The 24,908-nt window shown below is 60.2% G+C and carries 21 protein-coding genes; 12 read left to right on the top strand and 9 right to left on the bottom strand.

Annotation, left to right across the window (positions count from 1 at the left end; translation table 11 throughout):
• Positions 1-240: 240 nt before the first annotated feature.
• A complete protein-coding gene (locus CK489_RS32365; RefSeq protein ID WP_050625679.1) occupies positions 241-447 on the top strand; it encodes a hypothetical protein in 207 nt (68 codons plus the stop codon).
• A gap of 58 nt (positions 448-505) precedes the next feature.
• On the opposite strand, the gene CK489_RS32370 is transcribed toward CK489_RS32365, so the two are convergent.
• Positions 506-985 (bottom strand): LysR substrate-binding domain-containing protein, encoded by a 480-nt coding sequence (locus tag CK489_RS32370; protein ID WP_245350569.1) that lies wholly within the window; start codon positions 983-985, stop codon positions 506-508.
• Between the two features lie 116 nt (positions 986-1,101).
• Between CK489_RS32370 and CK489_RS32375 the strand changes: the two genes are divergently transcribed.
• Together CK489_RS32375 and CK489_RS32380 are read left to right on the top strand one after the other, a co-directional pair.
• Positions 1,102-2,850: a retroviral-like aspartic protease family protein gene (locus tag CK489_RS32375; protein WP_095735152.1), complete on the top strand. Its 1,749-nt coding sequence runs from the start codon at positions 1,102-1,104 to the stop codon at positions 2,848-2,850.
• 88 nt (positions 2,851-2,938) lie between these two features.
• Positions 2,939-3,424, top strand: a complete 486-nt coding sequence (locus CK489_RS32380; protein ID WP_349626966.1) for a thermonuclease family protein — start codon at positions 2,939-2,941, stop codon at positions 3,422-3,424.
• 504 nt (positions 3,425-3,928) lie between these two features.
• On the opposite strand, the gene CK489_RS32385 is transcribed toward CK489_RS32380, so the two are convergent.
• Positions 3,929-4,687: a FadR/GntR family transcriptional regulator gene (locus tag CK489_RS32385; RefSeq protein WP_095735153.1), complete on the bottom strand. Its 759-nt coding sequence runs from the start codon at positions 4,685-4,687 to the stop codon at positions 3,929-3,931.
• A 452-nt stretch (positions 4,688-5,139) separates the two neighbouring features.
• On the opposite strand from CK489_RS32385, the gene CK489_RS32390 reads away from it, so the two are divergent.
• From CK489_RS32390 to CK489_RS32410, 5 genes are all read left to right on the top strand, one after another.
• Entirely contained in the window at positions 5,140-6,339 is a 1,200-nt protein-coding gene (locus tag CK489_RS32390; RefSeq protein WP_095735154.1) for a substrate-binding domain-containing protein, read from the top strand.
• Between the two features lie 77 nt (positions 6,340-6,416).
• Entirely contained in the window at positions 6,417-7,934 is a 1,518-nt protein-coding gene (locus tag CK489_RS32395) for a sugar ABC transporter ATP-binding protein (RefSeq protein ID WP_095735155.1), read from the top strand.
• Positions 7,934-8,986, top strand: a complete 1,053-nt coding sequence (locus CK489_RS32400) for an ABC transporter permease (RefSeq protein ID WP_095735156.1) — start codon at positions 7,934-7,936, stop codon at positions 8,984-8,986. Before CK489_RS32395 ends, CK489_RS32400 begins: the two co-directional genes overlap by 1 nt.
• A 14-nt stretch (positions 8,987-9,000) precedes the next feature.
• Positions 9,001-9,909: an SMP-30/gluconolactonase/LRE family protein gene (locus CK489_RS32405; RefSeq protein WP_095735157.1), complete on the top strand. Its 909-nt coding sequence runs from the start codon at positions 9,001-9,003 to the stop codon at positions 9,907-9,909.
• A gap of 30 nt (positions 9,910-9,939) precedes the next feature.
• Positions 9,940-10,887, top strand: coding sequence for a 3-hydroxyacyl-CoA dehydrogenase (locus tag CK489_RS32410; protein WP_095735158.1), 948 nt, complete (start codon positions 9,940-9,942; stop codon positions 10,885-10,887).
• An 84-nt stretch (positions 10,888-10,971) separates the two neighbouring features.
• Here the strand turns inward: CK489_RS32410 and CK489_RS32415 are convergent, their stop codons facing one another.
• Complete coding sequence (locus tag CK489_RS32415) at positions 10,972-11,898, bottom strand: transcriptional regulator GcvA (protein ID WP_095735159.1); 927 nt, start codon at positions 11,896-11,898, stop codon at positions 10,972-10,974.
• 118 nt (positions 11,899-12,016) lie between these two features.
• Between CK489_RS32415 and CK489_RS32420 the strand changes: the two genes are divergently transcribed.
• From CK489_RS32420 to CK489_RS32435, 4 genes are all read left to right on the top strand, one after another.
• Positions 12,017-12,277, top strand: a complete 261-nt coding sequence (locus CK489_RS32420) for a DUF1127 domain-containing protein (protein ID WP_095735160.1) — start codon at positions 12,017-12,019, stop codon at positions 12,275-12,277.
• Between the two features lie 25 nt (positions 12,278-12,302).
• A complete protein-coding gene (locus tag CK489_RS32425; protein ID WP_095735161.1) occupies positions 12,303-12,992 on the top strand; it encodes a glutathione S-transferase family protein in 690 nt (229 codons plus the stop codon).
• A gap of 155 nt (positions 12,993-13,147) precedes the next feature.
• Complete coding sequence (locus CK489_RS32430; protein WP_095735162.1) at positions 13,148-13,438, top strand: hypothetical protein; 291 nt, start codon at positions 13,148-13,150, stop codon at positions 13,436-13,438.
• Between the two features lie 1,483 nt (positions 13,439-14,921).
• Entirely contained in the window at positions 14,922-15,137 is a 216-nt protein-coding gene (locus tag CK489_RS32435; RefSeq protein ID WP_143278278.1) for a hypothetical protein, read from the top strand.
• A gap of 1,958 nt (positions 15,138-17,095) precedes the next feature.
• Here the strand turns inward: CK489_RS32435 and CK489_RS41935 are convergent.
• The 6 genes from CK489_RS41935 to CK489_RS32470 all read right to left on the bottom strand — a co-directional run bounded on the left by CK489_RS41935 (position 17,096) and on the right by CK489_RS32470 (position 24,908).
• Positions 17,096-17,353, bottom strand: coding sequence for a hypothetical protein (locus CK489_RS41935; protein ID WP_198961080.1), 258 nt, complete (start codon positions 17,351-17,353; stop codon positions 17,096-17,098).
• Positions 17,354-18,340: 987 nt separating this feature from the next.
• The gene (locus CK489_RS32450) at positions 18,341-19,645 is read right to left on the bottom strand and encodes an acyl-CoA dehydrogenase family protein (protein WP_095735165.1); all 1,305 of its coding nucleotides are present in this window, start codon (positions 19,643-19,645) and stop codon (positions 18,341-18,343) included.
• An 11-nt stretch (positions 19,646-19,656) separates the two neighbouring features.
• Positions 19,657-21,336 (bottom strand): AMP-binding protein, encoded by a 1,680-nt coding sequence (locus CK489_RS32455; protein WP_095735166.1) that lies wholly within the window; start codon positions 21,334-21,336, stop codon positions 19,657-19,659.
• A gap of 108 nt (positions 21,337-21,444) precedes the next feature.
• Positions 21,445-22,104 carry a GntR family transcriptional regulator gene (locus tag CK489_RS32460; RefSeq protein ID WP_245350570.1) on the bottom strand — a complete coding sequence of 220 codons (660 nt, stop codon included), beginning with the start codon at positions 22,102-22,104 and terminating at the stop codon, positions 21,445-21,447.
• A 147-nt stretch (positions 22,105-22,251) separates the two neighbouring features.
• Positions 22,252-23,793: a sugar ABC transporter ATP-binding protein gene (locus CK489_RS32465; RefSeq protein WP_095735168.1), complete on the bottom strand. Its 1,542-nt coding sequence runs from the start codon at positions 23,791-23,793 to the stop codon at positions 22,252-22,254.
• Positions 23,790-24,908, bottom strand: a complete 1,119-nt coding sequence (locus tag CK489_RS32470) for an SMP-30/gluconolactonase/LRE family protein (RefSeq protein WP_095735169.1) — start codon at positions 24,906-24,908, stop codon at positions 23,790-23,792. The genes CK489_RS32465 and CK489_RS32470 overlap by 4 nt, the downstream gene beginning before the upstream one ends.

Raw genomic sequence — 24,908 nt, forward strand, 5'->3', positions numbered from 1 at the left:
CACTTCTCCCTTTTGCCCAGTTAGAAGCGGTGGCCGACTTGGCAGCTACGCCACGTTGGTCGAGTTGGTTTCAGCCGCGAGCTACTCCTTCAGGGCTACAGAACTATTGCTGGACTGACGCGTCTAATCATCGTCAGGATTTTGCTCTCCTTCCTGGGAATTAGAGCCAGCGCTGCCGCGAGCATTTTAAGCGGACGGCGCTGTGCTGATTCGAAAAACCGAGCCGGATACCTTCCGAGCATGCCTATCACGAGGAATCCGCTCGAGATCCCGCCAGAGGTCGCCAAGAAATTCGCGGCCAATATGCGGCTGTTTCACGCCGAGCACAGTCCACACAAGCGAGACGAAATCGCCGCGGACACCAGGCATATCCTGCTGCAGCACATGCCCAAGGGCGCCAAGCTACGTCTCGCCGATGTCCTCGAGCTGTTCCAGTTGATGCGATGACCGAGCCAGCATGAATCCTCTGATGCTGATGACGGCGCCTGAGCTTGCGGCGGGAAGGTCAGTCCAGCGCCAGTCGCGTCTTGAGGCGCGGCGTCATCCAATTCACGAATGCTCGTAGCTTCATCGGTACGGGCTTTCGCGGAGAATAGACGATATGGACGGGAAGCGGTTCAGGCTCGAAGTTGTCGAGCACGATGGCAAGCGTTCCAGCCTGCTTTGCCGCGTCCATCTTGTACGACATCACCCGTGTCAATCCGGCGCCAGCGATCGCGGCCAGCACGGCTGCTTCCGAGGTGTTGACGCACAGCCGCGACTTGATCGGGGCTATCTTGGCCCGACCGCCTCGCACGAAGCGCCAGATAGACGGCGAAACGCGATCGTCGATGGTGACGCAATCGTGGTCGGCGAGATCGGCCAGATGCTGCGGACGACCTCGCGCCTCCAGGTATGAAGGGCTCCCGCAAACGACGATGCGGATAGATCCGATCCGGGCCGCTATCCCGTCACAGTATCCCTTCGCTCGTCCCGGCGGAGGCATGACCCTGGCACCACACATCTTCCTGAGTATCCGGCATTGGCAGGAGCGGGCCGGACGGATAGGCTTGGGTCTTATTGTAGCGAAACACTTTCAATTCGTCTCACAGGGGGAGTGCGGTGAGGCTGATTTATATCTCCGTCGGACTCTTGATTGGATTTAGTGGGTCCTCTATTTCCGCCGCCGAGAAGCCAGTCGTTGAACTTCTAGCAGCCTGCGATCGAGTTGCCGGCGTCAGTTTTGAAAAGATCGTCGCAGAGGTCGCGATCGATGCCTGCGAACGCGCAGCGAAGGTGGCCCCAAACAATCCCCGGATCGCCCTGCAGCTTGGTCGGGCATATCAGGCCGCAAAGAACGTTGATGCGGCCCGGCAGCAATACTTGAAGGCGTCCGAGGGTGGCAGCGTTCAAGCTACGGCCAACCTGGCGTCGCTTTATCTGATTGGAGAAGGCGGCATCCCGAAAGATGACGCCGAAGCGGTCCGCTTGTCGAAAATCGCTGCAGATCGCGGGAATGCGCAAGGTCAAAACGACCTTGGAGTTCTTTATCTAGAGGGGCGTGGCGGGCTTCCTCAAAATGATGTTGAAGCCGCTCGTCTTTTCAGGCTTTCCGCAGATCAGGGCTTCCCGCCGGGGCAATATAATCTCGGCAAGCTCTATCAAACGGGACGTGGCGGCTTAGCCAAGGATGAGTACGAGGCCGTCCGTCTATACAGAGCAGCAGCAGAGCGCGGTAACGCCTTCGCGCAAGTCTATCTCGGGCTCTTTTATCTCGAGGGACGCGGCGGAGTCACCAAAGATGAACGTGAAGCGGGCCGACTTTACAAATCATCGGCCGACCAAGGTAATGCTCTCGGACAGGCCTATCTAGGACTCGCCTATGCGCGAGGCCGCGCAGGGTTATCAAAAAACGAGCGTGAAGCCGTACGACTTTTTAAGCTTTCGGCTGATCAAGGTAACGCTGTCGGCCAGCTGAACCTCGGATTCGCCTATGAGCGCGGAGAAGGCGGGCTAGCAAGAGACGATCGTGAAGCTGTGCGTCTCTACAAGCTGTCGGCTGATCAAGGCAACGATCAGGCGCAAAATAACTTGGGCGCGGCGTATTTGCGCGGTTCTGGTGGCTTAACGAGGGACGAGACCGAAGCAGTACGGCTTTATAAGCTCTCAGCAGAACACAGGAATGCGCTGGCGCAGGCGAATCTAGGACTTGCCTATTTGCGTGGGCTCGGAGGACTGCCGAAAGATGTCGTCGAGGCTGTACGGTTTTTCAAAATGTCTGCAGAGGGCGGCAACGCTCAAGGTCAGGCAAATCTCGCAGCTGCATACGAGCGCGGCGACGGCGGGTTAGTAAGAGATGAGCGCGAAGCCGTCCGTCTGTACAGGTTGGCCGCAGATCACGGAAATGGTTTTGCCCAAGCAGCATTGGCCCGTCTCAGCGGGGTTCGGCCCGCGGCATCTCCGATAACGACCGAACAATCTGTGGGCGAGGTGCGCGTGAGGATGGTTTCAGGCAACGGGACCTTTCACGTGCCCGTTCTCATAAACGATACTCTGAAGCTAAACTTCGTTGTTGACAGCGGCGCCTCTGACGTTTCGATCCCCGCCGATGTTGCCCGCACCTTGATGAGCACCGGCACGATCAGCGAAAGCGACTTTACTGGATCGGCGAACCATCGCCTTGCTGATGGTTCAATTGTCTCATCAAGGACGTTTATCATCAGATCTTTGACGGTTGGAGATCGAACGGTGACCAATGTTCGTGCGAGCGTCGCACGCGCGAATGCCCCTTTGCTGCTTGGACAGTCCTTTTTGAATAGGTTCAAGTCTTGGTCACAGGATAACGTGAGTCACGAGCTTGTACTGCAATAGCTTTCTGCTCTTGCCGTTCGTTATCTACGCACTGCACCAGCGTCATGCTGCATCGCTGCCGATTTGATCGGTCAGGCCAGCGTCGTCGATGGCGATACCCTGGAGATCCACAGCACCCGCATCAGGCTGGGGCATTGACGCGCCAGAAAGCAAGCAGTCGTGTCGGGACGAGGATAGCCTGCCCTATCGTTGTGGCGCAAAAGCAGCGAACAATCCTGACGCCTTCATCGCACAGCGACCAGTGAGTTGCGCGCCGGTTTCGCTTGATCCCTATGGTCGCACAGTTGCCGCGTGCACAGTTGGTGGCGTCGATCTCGGCGAATGGCTTGTACGCGAGGGGTTCGCGCTGGATTGGGCGCACTATTCCCACGGCAGGCATAGCACTCCACAGCGAGATGCAGAGCGCGCCGGGCGCGGTATCTGGGCGGGTAGCTATGTGGCGCCCTGGCTCTGTCGAGCATGCATGAGGGCTGGTGGAAAGTCCGATAAGTACTTGAAAACACTGGAGCGGGTGAAGGGAATCGAACCCTCGTATTCAGCTTGGAAGTCTTCGAATTTCCGCAATGATTTCTAGGCCCATTCCGATATTTTGCAGCCTTGCGGACGATTGAGATCATTAGACAATTTCACGCTGTCGGAACGGCTATGCGGCGGGTTGATGACAGGATAAGCGAACGATACCTGTCAATCTTGGCCGGCTCGAAATGGTGCCGATCTCCGATGGCGTCTGACGCGCATCGCGCCAGTGAGCGGCGACGGAGGGTCCCGGACCGACCGACAAATCTGACGTCATTGGAAGTCGCCCGTAGGCCGCCCCATTAACCTTCGATTAACCATAAGGGCGCCACTCTCCTGACCCCGTACCAAGGTGTCGCAAATGGCAATGTTTCGAATTCAACTCGCCGACGGCGAAAAGAGCCTCAAGACTGACCTCAAAGCGCTCAACGAGGACTCGGCCCGTAGCGTGGCGGAGAAGTGGTTCGACGGGGCTCGTTGGCGAATTGTCGCCATTCGACGCTTGGCTGACTAGATCGCCTCCGTGCAGTGCGAGAAACCGCACGGTCGAGCCAGCTTGTCCCTAGTGTTCATCCCGATGATTAGTAAATGTCCTGCGCAAGCGTTGGCTGGCGGCCATGAGATGAGCGCGCATGGCATTCCCGGCTCCATCGCTATCACCGACGGCGATCGCGTCGGCAATTGCTCGATGCTCCGAAACTGTCCTCCCTTTTGTTTCTGGGATGTAATACGTCCTCGGATACCAGATCCGCACGATTGATTGAATCGTCGATCCAATGTTCTCGAAGATCGGATTGCTGGCGGCCCGCGCAATGGCCAGATGGAATCGTGTGTCCGCCTCCATGAAGGCGCCATGATCCATGGGCTCGGCGCCCATCTCGTCAATACAGCTGCGCAGCTGCTCCAATAACTCATCGGTGCGGTTAGCGGCGGCACGACGAGCACATTCCACCTCAATATGAGCGCGTACGTCGACGAAGTCGTCGAGATTGCCCTCACTCAGGAGCACACCCCAGCGGAATGCGCCGGAGAGAAGCTCCGAGGTCGGCTCGCGCACGAACGAGCCTTCCCCCGCTCGCGCCTCCAATACGCCGAGAACGACAAGACTCTTCACCGCCTCGCGGATGGTCGATCGTCCGACCTGGAAGCGGATCGCCAGCTCTTTTTCGGAAGGGATCAGGTCGCCGGGCTTCCACACCCGCTTCATGATCAGATCGGTAAGCGCTTTTACGATTTCCTGCGGCAGCGTTGCGCGGCTCACCGGCTTGATGAGAGTCGTCGCGTCCGGCGTCAGTTCGTCCTGACCTGACCGTGTCGCCATCTTCAAACCGCGTCGCTCATGCGACCACTCGCATGCCAACCCATCGCAGCCTCACGAATGCAGCGAGCATGGAACCTCCCAAAACTGCCTTGACTCGAGATACGTCATAATATCAGATATTATGAACAACTAAAAGCAGAAGCAGGGAAGAGATGTCCATGCAGGCTCTGAACCCGGAGCGCAGCAAGGACGGCCGATCCAGATCGAGACGCGCCGGCACTGGCCGGATGGGCGCGCTTGGTCAGATCGGCCTGGCAAATGGCTGCCTCATCGTGTCGGCTCGACGCGGCGCACCGGGCGCAGCCGTTCGAGCTCTGCTTGGCGCTTGCGCGCCGTCATCACCAACAGCCTCGCAATTCCGACGCAGTCGCGCTCCCTTCGCGCGTCCAATCCCGCGCTGCAGTCGACAGCTCGCATAACCAACCAAACAAGAAGCAAATCGGGAGGAAGACATGCGCAAGCGACTGTCCAAGCATAGGCTGGGATCTAAATTGGCGCGGCTGGCCGTGCTCAGCGCGGCCCTCGTACCGCCAGTCATCGCCGCTGGATCCGCTCTCGCCGAAACCCGCGCAGAGCCGTTCCCGGCCTGGCCTGAGCCGGTCATTCAGGAGAAGCTCTCCGTCGATGAGGCGAAAGCGATCGTCGCCGAGCGCACCAAGCCGCAGACCGAATGGAAGGGACCGACCAGCGGTCCGAAGGCACCCTCAGGCAACTTCACCATCGCCTACGTCTCGCCGGATCAGTCCTATACGCCGCACGTGCTGTGGGGCAAAGGCGTGGAAGAAGGCGCCAAGGCGCTCGGATGGAAGGTCATGACCTTCAACGGCCAGGGCACCGTGAGCGGCACATTGTCCGCCATGCAGCAGGCCCTCGCCGCGAACCCGACTGCGATCGTCACTCCGGCAGACGCCAATGCGTTGCAGAAGCCGATCAAGGACGCGGTTGCGCGGCACATCCCTGTGATCGGCATCCACGCCACCGCCTTTCCAGGCCCCAGCCCCGAGCTTGGGCTCTATCACAACATCGTCTCTAATCCGGCGGAGATCGGCCAGACAGAAGCGGCTTACGTGATCGCCATGTCCGCAGGCAAAGGCCACAACATCCACATGGTGGACAACAGCTACGCCATCGCCCGCTTCAAGGCCAAGGCGACGACAACGCCCATTGCCAACTGCTCGGACTGCAAAATGCTGGAGACCATCAACATGCCGCTCGGCGATGCCTCGGCACGCATGAACGCGGCGGTGTCCGGCCTGCTTGCGCGGTACGGCGACAGCTGGTGGATGACCACGTGCTGTGACGGCTATTACACTAACGTTGCGGCCGCCCTCAGGGCTGCGGGTGCTTCCACCGACAAGATCAAACTCGTGGGTGCGGACGCGCCGCCCTCCGCCTACGACATGATCCGCAAGGGCGGCTTCGAAGTAGCGAGCGTGCCCGAGCCTAGCTCCCTGTTCGGATACATGGCGGTCGACGCCGTGGTTCACGCCATGGCCGGGCAAGAGCCGGCGCACTTCGTGCAGCCTGTGTTCCTGATCGTAAAGGACAACGTGGACAGCGAGGGCGGCAAGAACAATGAGTTCGTGCCGAGCAACAACTTCGCCTGCCATTACATCAACATCTGGAAGGGCAGCAGCACCGCGTGCAAATGATGGTGGCTGCGGTGGAGACGGAGCAGCATGCTCCGCTCTCCACCCGAACCCTCAAGGCATTTTCAGGCTAAGGCACCATGGCAACCGATGCGCAGCCCGCGATCGCGATCCGGGGCGTCACCAAGCGTTTTCTGAGCACGCTCGCTCTTGATGGCGTCGACCTGACGATCGGCCGCGGCGAGATCCACGCCTTGGTCGGCGAGAACGGGGCCGGCAAATCGACGTTGATCAAGATCCTCGCAGGTCTCTATCCATCCGATGGCGGCGAGATCTTCGTCGATGGCCGCAGTCTCGATCCTTACCTCGAGCCAGTGCCGATCGCCTTCGTCCACCAGGACCTCGGTTTGGTGGATGAGCTCAGCATCGGGGAAAACGTGGCGCTGGTGACCGGCTTTCCGCGCCGCGGCGGCCTCATCTCATGGAATGAAGTCTGGCGGCAGACCGCGCGCATCTATGCCAGCATGGCCATTGATCCTCCGGATCCGCGCGCTCCCGTCGGATCGCTAAGCGCTGCCGGCAAAGCCATTCTCGGCATCGTGCGCGCCCTTTCTCGCAATGCAAAAATCGTCGTACTCGACGAACCCACTGCGTCGCTTCCGGCCCCCGATGCATTGCACCTCTTTGAGGTGCTCAGGCGTCTACGAGCATCGGGCACGAGCATCCTGTATGTCAGTCACCGGCTCAACGAGCTATTCGGTCTGGTCGACCGCGTCACGGTGTTGCGCGACGGCCGCCACGTGAGTTCAAGCTCGATCGAGGGACTGACGACCGAGGCGATCGTGCGCGACATGCTCGGCCGCGACCTCCAGATCTACCATGTCGCCGCCACCGGGCAGCGCGAAGCGACGCCACTCCTCACCGTCGAAAACCTGTGCGCCGGCAATCAGGGGCCACTGTCGTTCACGGTTGGCAAAGGCGAGATCGTCGGCCTTGTGGGACTGCGCGGCGCTGGGCACGAGATCATCGGTCGTGCGATCTTTGGCGCCCATCCTCACACCGCCGGCACGATTCGGCTGGGGACAGATGTTATCCCCGTCGACCTGCCAATCAGCGCGCGGATCAGCAAGGGCATCGCCTTGCTCGCCGGCAACCGCCTCAGCGAAAGCACGCTCGGCGCCATGTCGGTGCGCGAGAATCTCTTCCCCAACATTCAGGCGGTATCGGGGACGCTGTTCCGACCCATCGATGCCAAATCGGAATTGCAAGCGGTGCGGGACACACTTGAGCGCTTCGACGTTCGCCCGCGCAACGCTGCCGCCCTCATTGACTGGCTGAGCGGCGGCAACCAGCAGAAGATTTTCGTGGGCCGCTGGCTGGCGACCGGTGCGAAGCTTTACATCATGGAGGAACCGACGGCCGGGGTGGACATCGGTGCCAAAGGCATCATCCACAGCACGCTGCGCAACATCGCAGACGATGGCACCGCTGTACTCGTCATCTCATCCGACTTCGAGGAGGTCGCCGCCCTTTGCGATCGGGCGCTGGTCATGGGACGCGGCAAGATCACGTCCGAGTTGACCGGCTCGACGCTGACGCTGGAGGGGCTTCTCACCCGCTCTTCCATGGCGGGAGGTCGGAGCGAGCAGGTGCATTGATGGCGGAGAACGATATGTCGGAGACTACATTCCAGCGCAGCGCGGCTTCACCAACGCGACAGGCAGCGCCGGCAGGCGGCCTGTCCAATCTGGTAGCCACCTACGGCCTCCTTTTTGTCTTCGTCCTGATCATGCTCGTGTTCGGCGCGCTGAGGCCGTCGAGCTTCTTCAGCGCCATCAACATCAATACCATCCTGGTCAGCCAATCGGTAACGGCAATGCTGGCGCTCGCGGAAATGGTGCCGCTGGCCACCAAGCAATTCGATCTGTCCATCGGCTACCACCTCGGCATGGCGCAAGTGTTGGCCGTCGGCTTGCAGGTCAACCAGGGCTTGGGTTGGCCGGAAGCTGCGGTATTGATCCTTCTGCTGTCGATCATCGTTGGCCTCAGCAATGGACTCCTAGTCAGCGTCTTCCACATCGATTCTTTCATTGCGACCATGGGAACAGGGACGCTGCTCTTCGGCGTGACCAATTTCTATTCCAACGGCGAGCAGATCAGCGGTTTGAATCTGCCGGTCAGTTTCACCAATCTTACTCAGATCGTTCATGGCGTGCCGTTGCCGGCGGTCTATGTCGCAGTTATCTCAGCCGCGCTATGGGTCGTGACGGAGCACCTCCCCGTCGGCCGCAATCTCTACGTGATCGGAGCCAATGTCAGGGCCGCCGAGCTCACAGGCATCAACGTGCGTCGACATGTCATCGGCGCCTTCGTCATATCCGGCCTGCTCAGCGGCCTTGCCGGCATCGTGCTCGCCAGCATTCTGCAGACCGGTACGCCGAGCGTTGGTCCGGAATACCTGCTGCCCGCCTTTGCGGCGACACTACTAGGAGCGACGTCGATCAAGCTTGGGCGCGTGAACGTGATCGGGACGATTCTGTCGGTGCTGGTGTTGGCCTTCTCCTTCTCGGGGGTCCAGCAGCTCGGAGCACCGTTCTACGTCCAGTACTTCTTCAACGGCGGGATTCTGATCGTGGCGGTCGGCCTGTCTGTCTACGCCGCGCGACGGCGTCAGCGCGCCGCCACGACCGCCCGTTCACTCAAGCCCTGATAGGGAGGACGCCCATGGATCCGTTCGAGGTCTACGACAAGCGCTTCGCGCAGTACACCATACCAATCGTTTTTCTGGAGAAGCTGCATACCGGCCTGCGCTGGGCCGAAGGACCGGTCTATTTTGCCGATCAGCGCAGCCTCCTGTTCAGCGATCTGCCGAGCAATCGGATGCTGCGCTATGACGAGGAGACCGGAGAGGTGTCGGTTTTCCGCAGCGACTCCAACTTCTCCAATGGCAATACCCGCGACCGCGAAGGGAGGCTCGTGACCTGCGAGCATCGCGGACGCCGAGTGACGCGTACCGAATATGACGGCACCATCACGGTGCTGGCCGATCGCTATGAAGGCAAGCGCCTCAACTCCCCCAACGATGTCGTGGTGAAGTCTGACGGCACAGTATGGTTCACCGACCCCACCTACGGCATCAGCGCCGAGTATGAGGGCAGCAAGGCCGAAAGTGAGATCGGCAGCTGCAACGTCTACCGTTTCGATCCACGCGACGGCAGCCTGCGCATTGTGGTCGACGATTTCAAGCGACCGAACGGACTTGCATTCTCGCCGGACGAGAAGATGCTTTATGTAGCGGACTCCGGCTTCTGGCCAAACCCCGACTGGCCTCATCACATCCGGGCATTTGATGTCGCGGAGGACGGCCGGCTCCTCAACAGCCGCGTTCTCGCCGAAATCGCCCCGGGCATTCCAGACGGCTTTCGCGTGGACGTCGATGGCAACGTGTGGACCAGCTCCGGCGACGGTGTGCGGTGTGTGACGCCGGGTGGCGACATCATCGGAAGGATCCCGGTGCCGGAGAAATGTGCCAACGTGTGCTTCGGTGGACCGAAGCGCAACCGCCTCTACATCTGCGGCCACACCTCGCTTTACGCCATTCATGTGAACACGCGCGGCGCGCAGATGCCCTGAGCGGCAAGACCTCCCAAGAGGTATCGATTCATGACACGGATTGCATTGATCGGAGCCGGCGTCGTCGGCTCCTCCTGGACTCTCGTGTTTGCGAGAGCCGGTTTCGAGGTGGCTATCTATGACGCCGATCCCGCCTCCGCCGCGCGCGTCCCTGACGTCGTGCGGACCGCGTTAGTCGGCCTCGAGACGCAGGGTCTCGTGCCGCCCGGCTCGGCTGAGACGATCGCCGCGCGAGTCAGGCCGGCGAAGAGCATCGAAGACGCACTCACCGGCGTCGACTACGTTCAGGAAAGCGTACCCGAGCGGCTTCCCATCAAAGTCGAACTCTACAGGACGCTCGACTCGCTTGCCGAACCGCAGGTCGTCCTCGCGAGCTCCACTTCCGGCCTCCCCGCTTCGGCTTTCACCGAGAAGATGGCAACGCGCGGGCGCTGCCTCGTCGTCCATCCAATCAATCCGCCCCACCTCATCCCGCTGGTGGAGATCGTGCCGTCGCCTTGGACGACGCCGGGCACTGTAGAGCGCGCCCGAGCGCAGATGCTTCGCATCGGCCAGTCCCCGATCCAGCTGAGCCGCGAGATCAGCGGCTTCGTGGTCAACCGTCTGCAAAGCGCGTTGCTCGCCGAGGCCTTCCGCTTGGTGGAGGACGGGATCGTGGACGCTGACGAGGTCGACCGTGCCATTTCAGATGGGCTCGGTCTGCGCTGGTGCTTCATGGGGCCGTTTCAGACCATCGACCTCAATGCCAAGACAGGGATCGCGGAATACTGCCGCAACCTCGGCCCCATGTATCACGGTCTCGCCAAGGAGCAGGCAGATCCGCGCCCCTGGCCTGACGCGCTGGTCACAACGATCGAACGCACGCTGCGCAAGCAAACGTCAGCCGGGGACATTCCGGCGAGGCAGCGATGGCGCGACAATTTCCTCGCGAAGCTGGTCGACTTCAAGAGACGGATGGCTAATCCGGCTACCGGATGATAGTAACTCTGCTAGCCGGGCCCGGTTCTCCTCGCCTGTTTCAGGATCGAGCGCAGATCGGCCAGTCCATCACGAGCCAGAACATCACCGTCGCTTGGTCGTCTCGAGCTTCTTCAGCCGCGTTAGGTCGCTTTCGGCTTCCGAGAGCAACCAGTCGCGAAACGTCACGATCTTCGGCTGGTTCGCGGTCGCCTTCGGACAGACGATCCAGTAGGTCTTCGACAGTGGCAGCGATAGCGGAAAGGGCCGCGCCAAATGGCCGCTAAGGAGGTCCCATGCTGCCAGCGTGGTACGGGCGAGCGCGATGCCCTGCCCGTTGATTGCGGCGTCGATCACCATGCTGGCGCGGTTCAGTAGCGGACCATGTGTAACCCTGATTTCGTCGAGACCTGCCTCCTGCAGCCAGTTGTTCCAGTCCGCACGGCTGTCCATGTGGATCAGCGGAAACTTCAGGATGTCAGCGGGTTTGTTCAAGCGTCGCTTGCCCGAAAACAGCTTCGGGCTGCACACGGGAAACAGCTGTTCCGAGCTCAGCCGCACCGCCTCCAGCCCCGGCCAGTTGCCGTCGCCGTGGCGCACCGCGAGATCTACTTCCTCGCGCGCGAAATCGACGTGATGCAACGTGGCAGAGACACGCAGGTCAATGCCGCTATGCGCCTCGGCAAAATGCCCGAGGCGATGCACCAACCATTTGGCGGCGAAGTCTGGGGAAGTCGAGACCGTGAGCACACCGGCGTTCTGCCGCTGCAACAACCGCTCGGTGCCGATGGCGATGCGGTCGAGCGCGTCGCGCACCACCGTAAGATAATCACGCCCGGCCTCGGTGATGATCAAACGCTGCCGCTCGCGATTAAACAGCTTTAACGCAAGCTCCGTCTCCAGCGCTTTCACCTGATGACTCACTGCGCCTTGGGTCACACAAAGCTCTTCTGCCGCGCGCGTAAAACTCTCATGGCGCGCGGCGGCCTCGAAGGCCTTCAGGGCGTTGAGAGGAGGCAGGCGTGCACGCATCGTACCGACTTCATGAGAAAAACTAGGGCAGGCACGAGAAACGATGCTTTGCGGGGACGCGCCCCGCAGCACTATTGAACAGCTCCAGTGACGCAATTCAAGCTATTTGGAGCCGTCCATGTCCACCCTGCTAGCCGACGCCCCTTCGAACCCGCCCGTGCAGGTGGCCAATTCGAGCATCTCACATCATCAATCCAGCTCACGCCCCTCCCTACCCGTTGACCGGCACGGATGGTGGAGCTGGCTCGACCAGCAATACGAACGCAAGGCGCTGCGCGAGATTGCGGATGACCCCCATCTGCTTAGGGATCTCGGGCTGACCCGAGAAGAGGCGCTGCGCGAGGCCACAAAGTCGTTCTGGGGCTGGTTCTTGCCCTGATCGACATGCGCAAAAGGAGAAACGAATGACCGAACCGATCGTTTACGGTTTTCCACGCAGCACTTTTGTCAATATCGTCCGCCTGATCCTGACCCACAAAGACGTGCCGTACCAATTCCACGACCTCGAGCCAGTCATGGGCATGCCCGATCACCTGGCGCTGCACCCGTTCAACCGCGTGCCAATCCTTAGCCATGGCGATCTCACGATCTATGAAACGAGCGCCATTGCCGCCTATGTCGACGAGGCCTTTGACGGCGTTGCGCTGACGCCAAAGGATATCAAAGCACGGGCGCGCATGAGCCAGTGGATCAGCGCAGTCAACTCCTACTATTACCCTTACATGATCTACCACGTGACGCATGAGCGTCTGGTATTCCCGGAGCTCGGTATCGCCTCTGACGAGAAAGTCGTGGCGCATGCGCTGCCCAAGGTCGAAACAGGGCTGACGGTGGTCGAACGCCAGCTTGCCCATGGTAAGAACTTCCTCCTAGGAGACGAACTTTCGATTGCGGATTTCTACCTGTTGCCGAGCACATTCGCTTTCAGCCTGACCGCCGATGGGCAAGCGATGTATCCAAAGTTCCCGGCGTTCTGTCGCTGGCGGGAACGCATGGACAATCTGCCGGCAACGCAAAAGGTGCGCGCCAGTGTGCAGCGCCTGCCGATCGAACACGCTCGCGAATGGGCGACTTCGCACCGGCCTAAGTATTGACCGTCAGTGAGCTCCCGACAGACGGCTCCGCCGTCCAAGCCTCGCAACGGTTCGCATTTCACGATTGCTGCCTCGGCGTGGAAATATGTGCTCGTTTACGAACAATGCGCTTTCCGGCGAGTTAGTGCACAGTTCTGACGAGGAAGGGAAACACCATGAAGAGTTCTACATCGCTTGCTGCATTATCCGCCTTTGCGCTGGCCTTCGTATTCAGCGGAGCCGGCGCCCAAGCGCAGTCCACTACTGTCCAGGAGGCACAGCCGCCCCAGCAGACGGAGCAATCCCGGGAGCAGGATCGCAGCCGCGCGGAGGACGTCAAAATCGGACGCGACTGGAAGGCCCAAGGGGGCGACAGCGATCACGCCGGTCAGACCGCGCCGGACCAGGATCACCAGACGGTTGGGCGCGACTGGCGCGCCCGTCCTGAGAGCCCGGATCCCAAATAACCTATGGGGGTAGCATCGGCGACGACTAATGCGCGGCGTGACCTTCGAAGAAGGAAAGTGGAAAACCGAAGGTCATGCCTGCACGGATCTCGTTGACCGGATTTCCCTACGCCGAGGTTCGGCGATTTAGCTGACCAACAGCCAGCCGACGTTGACGGTAAGGACTATCAGCGACACGCCGGCATAGACGAGAAATCCGCAATCCGCTGCGTCCCCATGATCCTGTCCGTACATGATAGCCCCCTTCTTTCGGCCTTACGGCGCAAAGTGGCCTCAGTGCCCAGGGAGAGAACTGAGGCCGGTCGTATCCCATTCCTCCACTATGATCTTTCAACGGCTCCGGCTGCCACCTGTTCCCGGAACGAAAAACGGCCCCAGCGAGAGGGGACGCGCTGGGGCCTGCTTCCTACACTGTGGATCGTCGGGTGCCGCTTGCAGGTCAGCACCAGACTTGATTCTAAGCCGGCAATTGCTTTGCCGTTCCATGAAATCGGCCCCAGCACGTTGGGGGCCTGATGGCCGATGCTGGGGCCGGCTCGCCTACTCCGGGGCGAGAAGGGGATAGGCAACCTGAGAGTGATTGCTTCGACAGGTTCCAACACTAACTTGGGTTAAGCTTGCCGCTTTTTCCCGCGGTTTTACAGGTGTCCTCATCCCCCGGTAGCGAGCATCCTAACGGACAGCACTTGGCGGCGACCAAGTCGGCAAAGGTTCCATTCCATTTCTCGGTTTCTGCGCTGCGTTCCAGGAACAAGTGTTCACTTTGTAACTTATGAGTTCGCACTAGTGAACTTGAGGAAAAGCAGTGGACCAGCAGACTAATCGAGATCAGCAACAGACACCGCTCAAGATGGCCGACTGGTTGCGCCGTTGCCCATCCTGCTCAGAGATTCCCCAGTTGGTCCGTAGCTTCCTTGATCCTGTTGCCGGGACGACAGTTCGGCTCATGGAGTGCAAATGCGGCGAGCGCATCTGGAGTTGACGCTCAAGGTGCCGACGACTGCACTCAGCCGCCAGCTTACGCTCCAAAACCTAACGTCCAAAGAAACGGCCCCAGCGAGTGGGCTCAAGCTGAGGCCAAGGACGTCATGAGCAGCAAATCTGTGCCTGTTCGAGCGCGACCGCAATTGATTTGAAGGTCAGCGAACGTGCCCCATCGCTTGTTTCCTTCCAAGAAAAGTCCCCCGGCTTCGAGGCCGGGGGCGGGAAGTTTTTCCTATGCGTCAAAAATCGGGACGTGACCCGATGGTTAACGCCTAGCACACCACGGTTCCATTCATCCAGGCAATTGCCGCTTTTTCCCGATCGTAGAAGCAACGGTCCGTGCTACGCTCAATCTGGTCCGGCTCTCTCCCTCAGCACGGGACGACCGGTCCCGATGCCGGTCGTCGTCGGCAAGGTGGCGACTGGCTCAAGCTAAATCGGGCGAACTTGCGGAGCGACTGGTTGAATCCGAATTATGAGTGACGCTCTCAGGGAGGCGATGGCCCATTACAAGAGCCAAATCGCACTCGCCGAGGACCGCATTCGGCAAATAAAGGACAATGTAATTGGCGACGGGCTGGTCATCCCTGATGCGGCATATCAAGCTATTGAGAACGCACGCCGTCTAATCAAAGCTTACCAGACCGGAGTACGGATAATTGAGCAGCGTCTCGCGCAAGACGCGCGCACCCACAACGACAAACCTGGTATGTGAGGCGGGCGCGTTGGCGTGACCCGATCATGCAATTTGCAGGCACATGCCCTTTGTTGCCACCTTTTGCCGAACGTTTGATGGAGCAGCCGAGTGTGCCTCGCCCTCCCATACCCAGCGCCTCTGCCAAGAGACAACAAAGAAAGTTGCTCGATCGCCTTACCTCATCGAAAGTGTCGGGGTTGGAATGCGCAGTCGTTATCGCCATCATAGTCGCGGCGCGGACCGTCGAGCACCGCTCGCTAATCTTAGCTAACAATGCCATCGACGCCTATCGGCGCTACAAGCTCCTGCGAGCCGCATGATCAGCCTCGATTATGTGATCTGCGGCGGTTTGGACTGGATCTGCGAAAACCATCCGCAATTGGCGTGGACGAAAGACCCGCGCGGGACGCCAGTGCGGCGCAGGCATGGGGGGCGCGTGCAACAGCTCCGACGATATTGATCGGAGTGTGGAACAGCCCGACGCGAGTGGAGCACACAGGAAGACCTCAACCGAGAACTTAACGCTAAGTGGATTTCTTGCAGCGAGTGAGCGGTTGATCAGCCGCAGGGAAATACGCTCGCGCTGTCTCGGGGCTAGTGACACCTAGCGGAGTGTTCGCCTTTGCCAACTTCCCATCCGTCCAGAGTTAACGCGAACTTCGCTTATAGCGCGGGCCGCCCCCGCCTGTGACTGAGACGACCCGCAAATCGTTACTTTGACCGGGTCGAACCGGCAGGATTCATACCAGTGCTGGACCCTGTCGTCTGGCCAGGCGCATATCCCGAGGCGCCGGGGCTGCCAGCTTTTGAACCCTTCGCCTGCATTTCCTGGCCAGGCGAATAGCCTGAGGCTCCGGGGCTACCCTTCTTGGAACCCCTCTCCTGCATCTCATGTCCCGGAGACTTACTCGAGACGCCTTGGGCGAACACGGCGGTGCTCGAAGCGATAAGGCAGGCTGCAGAAAGTGCGATAATTGTGCGCTTCATTTCGTCCTCCAGAATGAGCCCCGCCAACCAACCGCGCGACCCGCATGGCGTTCCACGGATATTGCTAACCGATCGACGCTCCCGCGAGAGCGGAAGGTGCTGCGAAACGGAATCATGAACCACAGGTGAATGCATCGTTCAGCGAGCATTTCGACAGTCGACTGATAATCTCTGGGTTATAAAAAGGGAGGACAGATCTAAGATGAAGAAGCTCTTAGCAATCGCATTTGGTTGTGCTCTTTCGCTGACGCCAATGCTGTCGGCATCGGCCATGCCGGTGGCAACGGCACACGCAATGGCCGGCGCCGCCGGCGAAGTCATCCAAGTCAAGGGCGGCCACGGACACGGACATGGATGGGGCCACCACGGTGGTCGGGGCCATCACTATGGTTGGGGTCGCGGTCATCACTATGGCTGGTACCGAGGTCATCACTACGGTTGGCGCCATCATTACCGCCATTGGAGGTGACAATCGGAAAAAAAGGCCGCAGCAATCTGCGGCCTCTTTTATGTCTGCGGTCGCGTTGCTACCAATACTGCTGGTAATACCTAGTTCGGTTTCCATTGGGAAAGCCTCCATGAGAGGCTAATCCAGCTCTACGGATATCGTGTCCGTGTCAAGCGCACAGATTCCGTACGCGTCTTATCCAAGAGTTGAACGCAGCGGCTCCGTGCGCTGAGTGCGTCGCCAAAATATCACCGAAACCGCTACCGAATACAATACGCGCAAAACGCTGATCGACGGAGCTCCGCGTAAACAGCTTGTAGCGGATAATCTCAAAGCGGCTGCAGACCCGACTTCAAGTTTAATCGATGCGCTGATTGCCCTCGACGATTGCTCCTGCGAGCAACTCGTGAACTTGAGCGATTTGGATCGGATCCTTCCCACCCTAGATCTCTACGAGGCTGCCGCGGCAGCGAAGCTGCCGAAGCCAGCGAGCGAAACTGGGCCTGCGACGGATGGGATCTGGGTCAGCAAACTGAGGGCGCTAAAAAGCTACCTCTCGTGGCGCATAGCGGTTCTTGCCCAATGTTCGATCGATCACATCATGCCCATTGGACTCCAAAACAACTGATCCGCAGTTTTTTTTCTGACCGTCGCTGAGCGTATCGTAGAGGGGTTTGAGCGTCTTGTTCATGACACGCATCGCATCGAGTTTCGCGGTGTCGCCGCTAACCACAGTCGTCTCAGTCGATGTCGGCTTCGTCTCGGTGATGGTGCATTTTTTGGTCTTGGCGTCCTGCACCGCATAGAATGCTTCAGCAGCAAAGGTCGGCGCAGCGAACGCAGTAATGACTGCAACAGCAATAGCCGTCCTCCAAAAACATCAGGCCGCTTAAGCCTGTTTAAACCCAACAGACAGAATTGCCACTTGTTCCCGATTTAATTGGAACGGCGCAACGCTCACCGGGTTTATTCGGCGACAGATAACGGAGTTGAGCGATGGATGGCCGCAGGGAAGCGCGGATATTCGGTTTGGCTATCACGGCGGTCTATGTTTGCTTGATGCTCGTGGCTATCGGGACGGCATAGAGGTCATCGAATGTCTTCGCAGGTAGTTACGGATTCATTTGCGATATTGTTTGTCGCGATACTCTTCCTGAGTAGTCTGTGGTCCGTAGACAGTCGCGCGCTTAAACTGAATCCAGCAGTGCCCTCCCGCTCGTCGCAGTGAGCGTGCGGGGGCCGGCAACCAGCGAACTCCAACAACACTATAATTTTACGGGCGCATCTGCCGCGATCTCGGCGTCAATGACGCGATCATTAAGTCATCCGCCGTTCGTCGGAGATCCGCATGTCATGGTGTCGCCCGCCTTGCACTCGCTGAAGCAGCCGCCCTCAGTTCCTAGTAGAGCTGGGGCCTCCCACGCGATGTCGCCTTCTGACCCAAACTTGACTCGGACCTACGGATACTGGGGGCTGATTCTGACTCAATCGTGGGCATATTCGGTCTGGCCGAAGCTCTGAAAAAAGTTACCACTTTCGGGGCAACTTTCCGAGAGTGGCTTCGACACCTTCCCGAGTGTAGGGCTTCCGCACGACGGGCGCCCAGGCTAGTTCATCAGGTATCGGCGCGGTTTGCCCATAACCGGTCGCGAAAATGAACGGTTCCTGCAATTCAGATAACCGCTGTCCGATCGGGATGCTGTTTTCACTGCCCAGCTTGCCGAAAGCGTCGGCAGGCCCGAGAGTTCGATACGAGGTCGGCAAGCCCTCACCTTCCGGACCCCATCTACGAGAGCTGTTTTGGACGCGGCCACAACCCTCCTTCGGACCATGATTCAGATTCATCTGGGGACATGGGATCGGCCGCGCCGCCGGTCCGCGCCGGATCAGAATTGAGCCAACGGTGAAGCTCAAGCTTGCCTATTTGGTTACGGTGGACCTCGTCGGGGCCATCGGCCAGTCGCAGCAAACGGGTCGTAGCGAGCGCGGCCGACAGGAAGTGGTCGTTATTGGTTCCACCTCCACCGAACACTTGTATTGCCCAGTCAACGATCGTCTGTGCCATGCTTGGCGCGACGACCTTGATCATCGCGATTTCCTGCCGCGCGGCCTTGTTGCCGACTGTATCCATCATATAGGCCGCCCTGAGAGTCAGCAGCCGCGCCTGCTCGATCTTCATGCGGGCTTCGGCCAGGCGCTCAAGCGTCACCGTTTGCTCGGCTAGAGGCTTACCGAAAGCAACACGTTTCAGCGCTCTCCGGCACATGCGCTCGAGCACACGCTCGGAAAGGCCAATCAACCGCATGCAATGATGGATGCGTCCGGGTCCTAGCCGTCCCTGCGCGATCTCAAATCCACGTCCTTCGCCAAGCAGCATGTTGGCGGCCGGAACGCGAACATTGGTGAACATCACCTCGGATGCGCGATCCGGTACGCCGTAAAATCCGAGCACCGGTAGCGAACGGACGACATGCACGCCCGGTGTATCTTTCGGCACAAGAATCATCGATTGGCGCTTGTGACGGTCCGGGTGCGCTGGGTCCGTCTGCCCCATGAAGATAATGATCTTGCATCGCGGATCGGTGGCACCGGTCGTATACCACTTGCGACCGTTGATCACATAATGGTCGCCGTCACGCACGATCAGACTGGCGACATTCGTCGCATCGGATGAGGCAACGTCGGGCTCCGTCATCGCAAACGAAGAACGGATCTCGCCCGCGAGCAACGGCTTCAGCCAGTGCTCCTTCTGCGCCTCCGTACCGTAGCGCAGGATCGTCTCCATATTTCCGGTGTCCGGTGCGCTGCAATTGAAGACCTCCGGAGCCAGATGAGAACGTCCCATGATCTCGCACAGCGGCGCATATTCAAGGTTTGTCAGCCCGTCCTCGTGAGCCGGCAGAAACAGGTTCCACAAGCCGGCCTGTTGCGCGAGCGGCTTCAGTTCCTCCACGACCGGGTGCACGGCCCAGGGCCCCAGCCGCTCCGCCTCCTGGTAATATCGGCGCTCATTCGGATAGACGTGCTCCATCATGAAGCGCTGGATACGCTCGGCCAGTTCTCGGCTGCGTTCGCTTTGCGTAATATCCACCTGAGTCCTCCTTACTGGCTGCGCAGGCTGTCCCGGAGTGTGTTTCGGGTAATCTTGCCGGATTCCGTCTTCGGCAAATCGTCCAGCACGCGAATGTCGACAGGGCATTTGTAGGCCGCCAATCGTGCGCGGCAAAAGCCCGAGAGCGCGGCCACGTCGATTGCGGCACCGGGCCGCGCGGAGACGAAAGCCACCACCGTCTCGCCGCGATAGGGATCGGCAGCACCGACCACGGCCGCCTCGCGCACCCCTGGAAAGCCGTAGATCACGTCTTCCACCTCACGCGGCCAAACCTTGAACCCGGAGGCTGAGATCATGTCCTTCTTGCGGTCCACGAGATAGAACCAGCCGTTCTCGTCAAAGAAGCCGACGTCGCCGCTGTGGAGCCAACCATTCGTCAGCACCTCATCGGTTTCCGCCGGTTTTCTCCAGTAGCCAGCCATCACACCGGACCCACGCACAACCACTTCGCCATGTTCGCCCGGTCCGAGCGGGTGACGCTCGTCGTCGACGACGATCGCATCGACCGCGGACGTTGGCCTGCCGATGGACAGCGCGCCCGACGCGGGATCGACGGGAATTGGACCTTCGTTGGGTGCAAGATGACTTGCAGAGGTCAGCTCAGTCATTCCATACGAACTGCGGATCGCCCGTCCAAACCGCTCCGCAAAGGCGTCGATCACCGATGGAGCAATCGGCGCGCCGCCGGAATAGATATGGATAAGGCTCTCGAAATGCCGGCTCGTCGCGTCGGCCTGATTCATCAACGCGATGTATGCCGTGATGGCACCGATAATGAATGTCGGCCGCCATTCGAGGAAGGCATCGAGAGCGACCTGCGGCTGGAAGCGATAGGTCAGCACCATCGCCGCACGCGCAGCGAAGGCCGCAACCATCTGGATCTCGAAGCCGGTTATGTGGAATAGCGGCGCGACGCCGAAGATCCGCGACGTGCTGTTCAGGTCGAAATGATCGCGGCAGACCAGCGCCGTCGTCACCAGGTTGCGATGCGTGAGCATCGCGCCCTTGGGAACGCCCGTGGTTCCGGACGTGTAGAGCAGCAAGCCGATGTCGTTGGGGGTCAGGACAGGCGCCGGCGGCGCGGGTGCGTCTTCGGCGCAGACCATGGTCAGCGCCTGGGCCGGCGGCGGCGCACCCGGGTCCGGCAGCACCCGGGCGTCGTTCCGCATCTGGAATTCACGTGCGGAGGTCCACAGCACCAGTTCGGGATCGACAGAATCAGCGGCCGGGACAACATTGTCCCATTGATCATCGTGACAGATCACCGCCTTGGGTTCGCAGTCCTTGAACAGCTTCCGAAGCTCCGGCGTCCTGTACATCGGATTGAGGCTGACGACGATGGCTCCGACTTTCCATGCCGCCACGCTGACGATCACGAACTGGGGTACGTTCTGAAGAATGACGGCAACCCGGTCGCCGCGGCCAACCCCCTTGCGCGCGAAAACGCCAGCGAGACGGTCGCTCAACCCGTCGATATCGGCATAGCTCTGCGTCGCATCGAAATAGAACAGTGCTGCCGCCTCGCGCGGCGCGGCCCGAAACAGATCGAGCGCCGTCAGCCTTCTGTGATCGGGAGAGGCGTCGGTCGTTTGTCCGAGACGTGCCCGCAGCTGACCTGCGGCTTCTTCGTAAGCGTGCACACGCAATGCAGAATCGAAGTCAGCACTCATTCTCATGACCTGCCGCCGTCGTGACAGTGCCCGCCGCGTCCGACCCTGCGGTTATGAATGCCGGCAGCCATCATTGTCCTGCCGCCGACAACGCCGGCATTCCTGAACCTAGTCATTGGACTTTTTTCCGCGATAGACCGAGCCGAGACGCGCGTGCCGCAATGTGGCCCGGTTCGCAAGGGGCGGTTGCGCCGCCCCACTCTCCTTGGCTTGAATGACAACGCGCGTCCGCCGGATGTGGAGACGCACCAAAACCTGCGCGGCATCGACGTCGCGTGCCCGGATCGCATCCATGATCAGAACATGCTGGGGGTCAGAGAACGGAAACCCATCCTTCGCATAGGTCTCGCTGACGAATTGCCGCCGAAAGTGCTGCGTGCTGTTCCAGAAGCGCTCGACCATCGCCAGCAATTGCGGCATCCGCGCGCGCGAATAAGTTCGTAGATGAAACTCCCGGTCCAACTGGATGTATTCCTCGAGCGTCGTCACCTGCTCGAGTTCGCGCACGATGCGGTCAAGCGTCTCAATGTCCTCGTCGGTCAGGTTCGGAACGCTTTCCCCGATGGCAAGCGGTTCGACCGCTTCGCGGATCTTGTAGATCTCGATCGATTCCTCCGAATCGACATCCGCAATCCAGGCGCCACGGTTCGGCGCCATCACCACCAGCCCCTCGTTCTCGAGCTGCTTCAGCGCCTCGCGCACGGGAATGCGGCTTGCTCCGAAATGCGCCGCGAGAAGTTCCTGCCGGATGCGGGTGCCCGGCCGCATCTCGCCGCTCAACACCGCGCTGCGGATCTCGCTTGCGATCCGCTCGCTCATCAGTCGACCGCCATCCGCATCATCTTCATTGGCGTCGCGCGCCGCGTCCTTCCAATGGGGAGGCCGCTGATAGGCACTCATGAAAGGCTCTCCTTATCAATGAATGGCTGCGTACATGATCTTGTCTTCGGTCGCATCAGCTCGTGCCATTTCCTCAACGATACGCCCACCGCGTGCGACCAGAATCCGATCCGAGATCGCCAGAATCTCCGGCAGATAGGAGGAGATCACGACGACCGCCTTATTTTCACCCGCCAGCTTGCGAATTGCCTGGTGGATTTGCGGAATGGCGCTGACGTCCACCCCTCGCGTCGGCTCGTCGAAGATGACCACTGTCGGCTCCTGCGCCAGGGACTTTCCCACCACGACCTTCTGCTGATTGCCGCCGGAATATTCCACGATCTTCAGCGTTCGCTTCAACGCCGAGATCGAGAGTGCCGAGATCCATTGGTCGGCAATCCGCTTCATCTCGCGTGTAGAGTAGAGGAATCGCTTGATACGCGGCGACGACAGAAAACCAAGATAGATGTTCTGATCTACCGTCATGGTTTCAAAGAATCCGTCGACCTTGCGATCCTCGGTAATATAGGCGATTCCGTCGCGCACCGCCTGCCGCGGCACCCTATAGCGAACCGGTCTGTCCCGCAGATAGATCATCCCGCCGCGCAGGAAATTGCGCTTGCGCGCACCGCTGACGATCTGTGCAATCTCCGACCGCCCGGCGCCGACCAGGCCGAAAATGCCGACGACTTCTCCGTTGAACACCGAGAAAGACATGTTCTTGACGATGCTCCCCATCGTCACGTTCTCGACCGAAAGCACCTTCTCGCCGCGCAGCGCATGGGGTTTCGGGGCGTCCGGATCGGCGCCGTGGGTCGCGTACTGCGCCGCCGTCTCCTCGCGGCCAACCATCATCCGCACCAGGGAGTCACGCGTAACGTCCTTCGCGGGCATCGTGGCGACCAGCTTGCCGTCCCGGAGCACGGTGATGCGATCTGCGATGTTGAGCGCCTCTTCGAGCGCGTGCGAAATGAAAATAATCCCGGCGCCCTTCTCTTTCAGGGTGTTGAGAAGATGAAACAGATGCTGCGTCTCTTCGGGCGTAAGCGACGCAGTTGGTTCATCGAAGATAAAGACCCGGGCATTGTGGCGCACCGCACGCACGATCTCGACCATTTGCCGCTTGGCCGTTCCGAGGTTCTCGACAAGCACCAGTGGGTCGACGTTGAAGTTCATCGATTGCAGTGACTGGGTCGCTGCGATGTTGATCTTGCTGTAAACCGTGACCCACTTCTCCATGCCGAGTTCGAGGTTCTGCGCCACCGTCATCGAAGGCACCAGACTGGATTCCTGGTAGACCATCGCGACGCCCCCCTCGAGCGCCTCCTTTGGCGAGGCGAACGAGACATTGCGTCCCTGGATCATATAGTCGCCGGAAGTCAGCACGATTGCGCCTGCGATCGCCTTGCAGAGCGTCGACTTTCCCGCCCCATTCTCGCCCAGCAGCGCGTGGATTTCACCAGGCCGCAGATCGAAATTGACGCCATCGATCGCATGCAGACCGCCATAGATCTTGCTGCCATTGACGACCTGGAGCAGTGGGGTTTTTGCCTGCGGTTCCGCCAGCATGGCGCTCATCCTTCTTGTGCGCCGCGGCCACGCGGCAGTTCAACCAGGCAATCGCGTCCCTTGGATACCGCCAGCACACGGGAGCCCAACGCGCGGACGGCGGTTATTCCGTGGACCCGACCATCGACGCGGCTGTGTAACGTCTCCGTTGCCGTGCCCTTGGCGTCCAGCCGCGCAACGAGGCCATACGAGCGCGGTGGCGCCCATGGCTTCTGAATGCCGAGCTTCTTGATGCGGCCGATCTGGGTCGGTTCGCGCGGATTGAGGCGGCCGTCCAGCGCCGGTCCGATCCAAAGCTCAGATGGTACCGTCCGCATCATCTCCTCGCAGAATGCCCGTTCGCGCAGAACAAATTCGGTCAGTTGCGTGCGCAGCGCGAGGAAGGCCATCCAGATCTCCCCGTCCGCGCCCGGCCCGAGACGCGCTGGATAACCGGTATAGTTCTTGACGATCACGCGCTTATCGCCGCCGGAGCGTGAAAAGGCGGTCAGACGATGCGCCCAGGATTCGGCGACCCACACCTCGCTGCCGTCGCTAGAAACGACCAAGCCGAGCGGCCATGCAAGCTTGTCTGCACGCACGCTCGCTCGACCGAGCGAGGCATCGCAAACGATGAGACGGCCCGAGGGGGCGCGGTTCTGCATCAGATCAGTCAACCAATCGCCAGGCCGGTTGGTGCGCGAACCGTCGGTCAGATAAATAGCCCCGTCCGGGGCGACCGCGACCGACAATGGACAGGAAATCTTCTCACCGCCGACGCTCTCGAGTTTCGCAACGATCCGGCCAGCTGGTGAAAGCGCCACCAGACCCGCACCAGAGACGCAAGCCAGAAGCCTGCCATCCGGCGCGGACGCGAGTCCGCCGACGGGACCGTCAAGCGTCACGAACACGGCGCGCGTGCCGAAATCGGCTCCCGTGCAACGCAGGATACTGTTGCCGGTCGAAACGTAGAGCGCGCCGTCCTGCCCGAGCGCGATGTCGTCCGGCCGCTCGATTTCATCGCCGAGTTGGCGGGCTTGATCGAGCCGCTGGTTCGGCGAGAACGCGCCGTCGAGCACCGGAATGACGTGAAGTTCCCGGTTCGGAAACAGCACGCGATCGACGAGATCGCCAAGCAGAGACAT

This window comes from Bradyrhizobium sp. UFLA03-84 (genome assembly GCF_002289535.1).
GTDB classification, from domain to species: Bacteria; Pseudomonadota; Alphaproteobacteria; order Rhizobiales; family Xanthobacteraceae; genus Bradyrhizobium; species Bradyrhizobium viridifuturi.

Excerpts from the sequence above, each read along its gene's own strand:
- CK489_RS32365 (WP_050625679.1), top strand. The coding sequence starts at position 241 with ATGCCTATCACGAGGAATCCGCTCGAGATCCCGCCAGAGGTCGCCAAG.
- CK489_RS32370 (WP_245350569.1), bottom strand. The coding sequence starts at position 985 with ATGCCTCCGCCGGGACGAGCGAAGGGATACTGTGACGGGATAGCGGCC.
- CK489_RS32380 (WP_349626966.1), top strand. The coding sequence starts at position 2,939 with ATGGCGATACCCTGGAGATCCACAGCACCCGCATCAGGCTGGGGCATT.
- CK489_RS32385 (WP_095735153.1), bottom strand. The coding sequence starts at position 4,687 with ATGGCGACACGGTCAGGTCAGGACGAACTGACGCCGGACGCGACGACT.
- CK489_RS32390 (WP_095735154.1), top strand. The coding sequence starts at position 5,140 with ATGCGCAAGCGACTGTCCAAGCATAGGCTGGGATCTAAATTGGCGCGG.
- CK489_RS32395 (WP_095735155.1), top strand. The coding sequence starts at position 6,417 with ATGGCAACCGATGCGCAGCCCGCGATCGCGATCCGGGGCGTCACCAAG.
- CK489_RS32400 (WP_095735156.1), top strand. The coding sequence starts at position 7,934 with ATGGCGGAGAACGATATGTCGGAGACTACATTCCAGCGCAGCGCGGCT.
- CK489_RS32405 (WP_095735157.1), top strand. The coding sequence starts at position 9,001 with ATGGATCCGTTCGAGGTCTACGACAAGCGCTTCGCGCAGTACACCATA.
- CK489_RS32410 (WP_095735158.1), top strand. The coding sequence starts at position 9,940 with ATGACACGGATTGCATTGATCGGAGCCGGCGTCGTCGGCTCCTCCTGG.
- CK489_RS32415 (WP_095735159.1), bottom strand. The coding sequence starts at position 11,898 with ATGCGTGCACGCCTGCCTCCTCTCAACGCCCTGAAGGCCTTCGAGGCC.
- CK489_RS32420 (WP_095735160.1), top strand. The coding sequence starts at position 12,017 with ATGTCCACCCTGCTAGCCGACGCCCCTTCGAACCCGCCCGTGCAGGTG.
- CK489_RS32425 (WP_095735161.1), top strand. The coding sequence starts at position 12,303 with ATGACCGAACCGATCGTTTACGGTTTTCCACGCAGCACTTTTGTCAAT.
- CK489_RS32430 (WP_095735162.1), top strand. The coding sequence starts at position 13,148 with ATGAAGAGTTCTACATCGCTTGCTGCATTATCCGCCTTTGCGCTGGCC.
- CK489_RS32435 (WP_143278278.1), top strand. The coding sequence starts at position 14,922 with ATGGCCCATTACAAGAGCCAAATCGCACTCGCCGAGGACCGCATTCGG.
- CK489_RS32455 (WP_095735166.1), bottom strand. The coding sequence starts at position 21,336 with ATGAGTGCTGACTTCGATTCTGCATTGCGTGTGCACGCTTACGAAGAA.
- CK489_RS32460 (WP_245350570.1), bottom strand. The coding sequence starts at position 22,104 with ATGCGGCCGGGCACCCGCATCCGGCAGGAACTTCTCGCGGCGCATTTC.
- CK489_RS32465 (WP_095735168.1), bottom strand. The coding sequence starts at position 23,793 with ATGAGCGCCATGCTGGCGGAACCGCAGGCAAAAACCCCACTGCTCCAG.
- CK489_RS32470 (WP_095735169.1), bottom strand. The coding sequence starts at position 24,908 with ATGTCTCTGCTTGGCGATCTCGTCGATCGCGTGCTGTTTCCGAACCGG.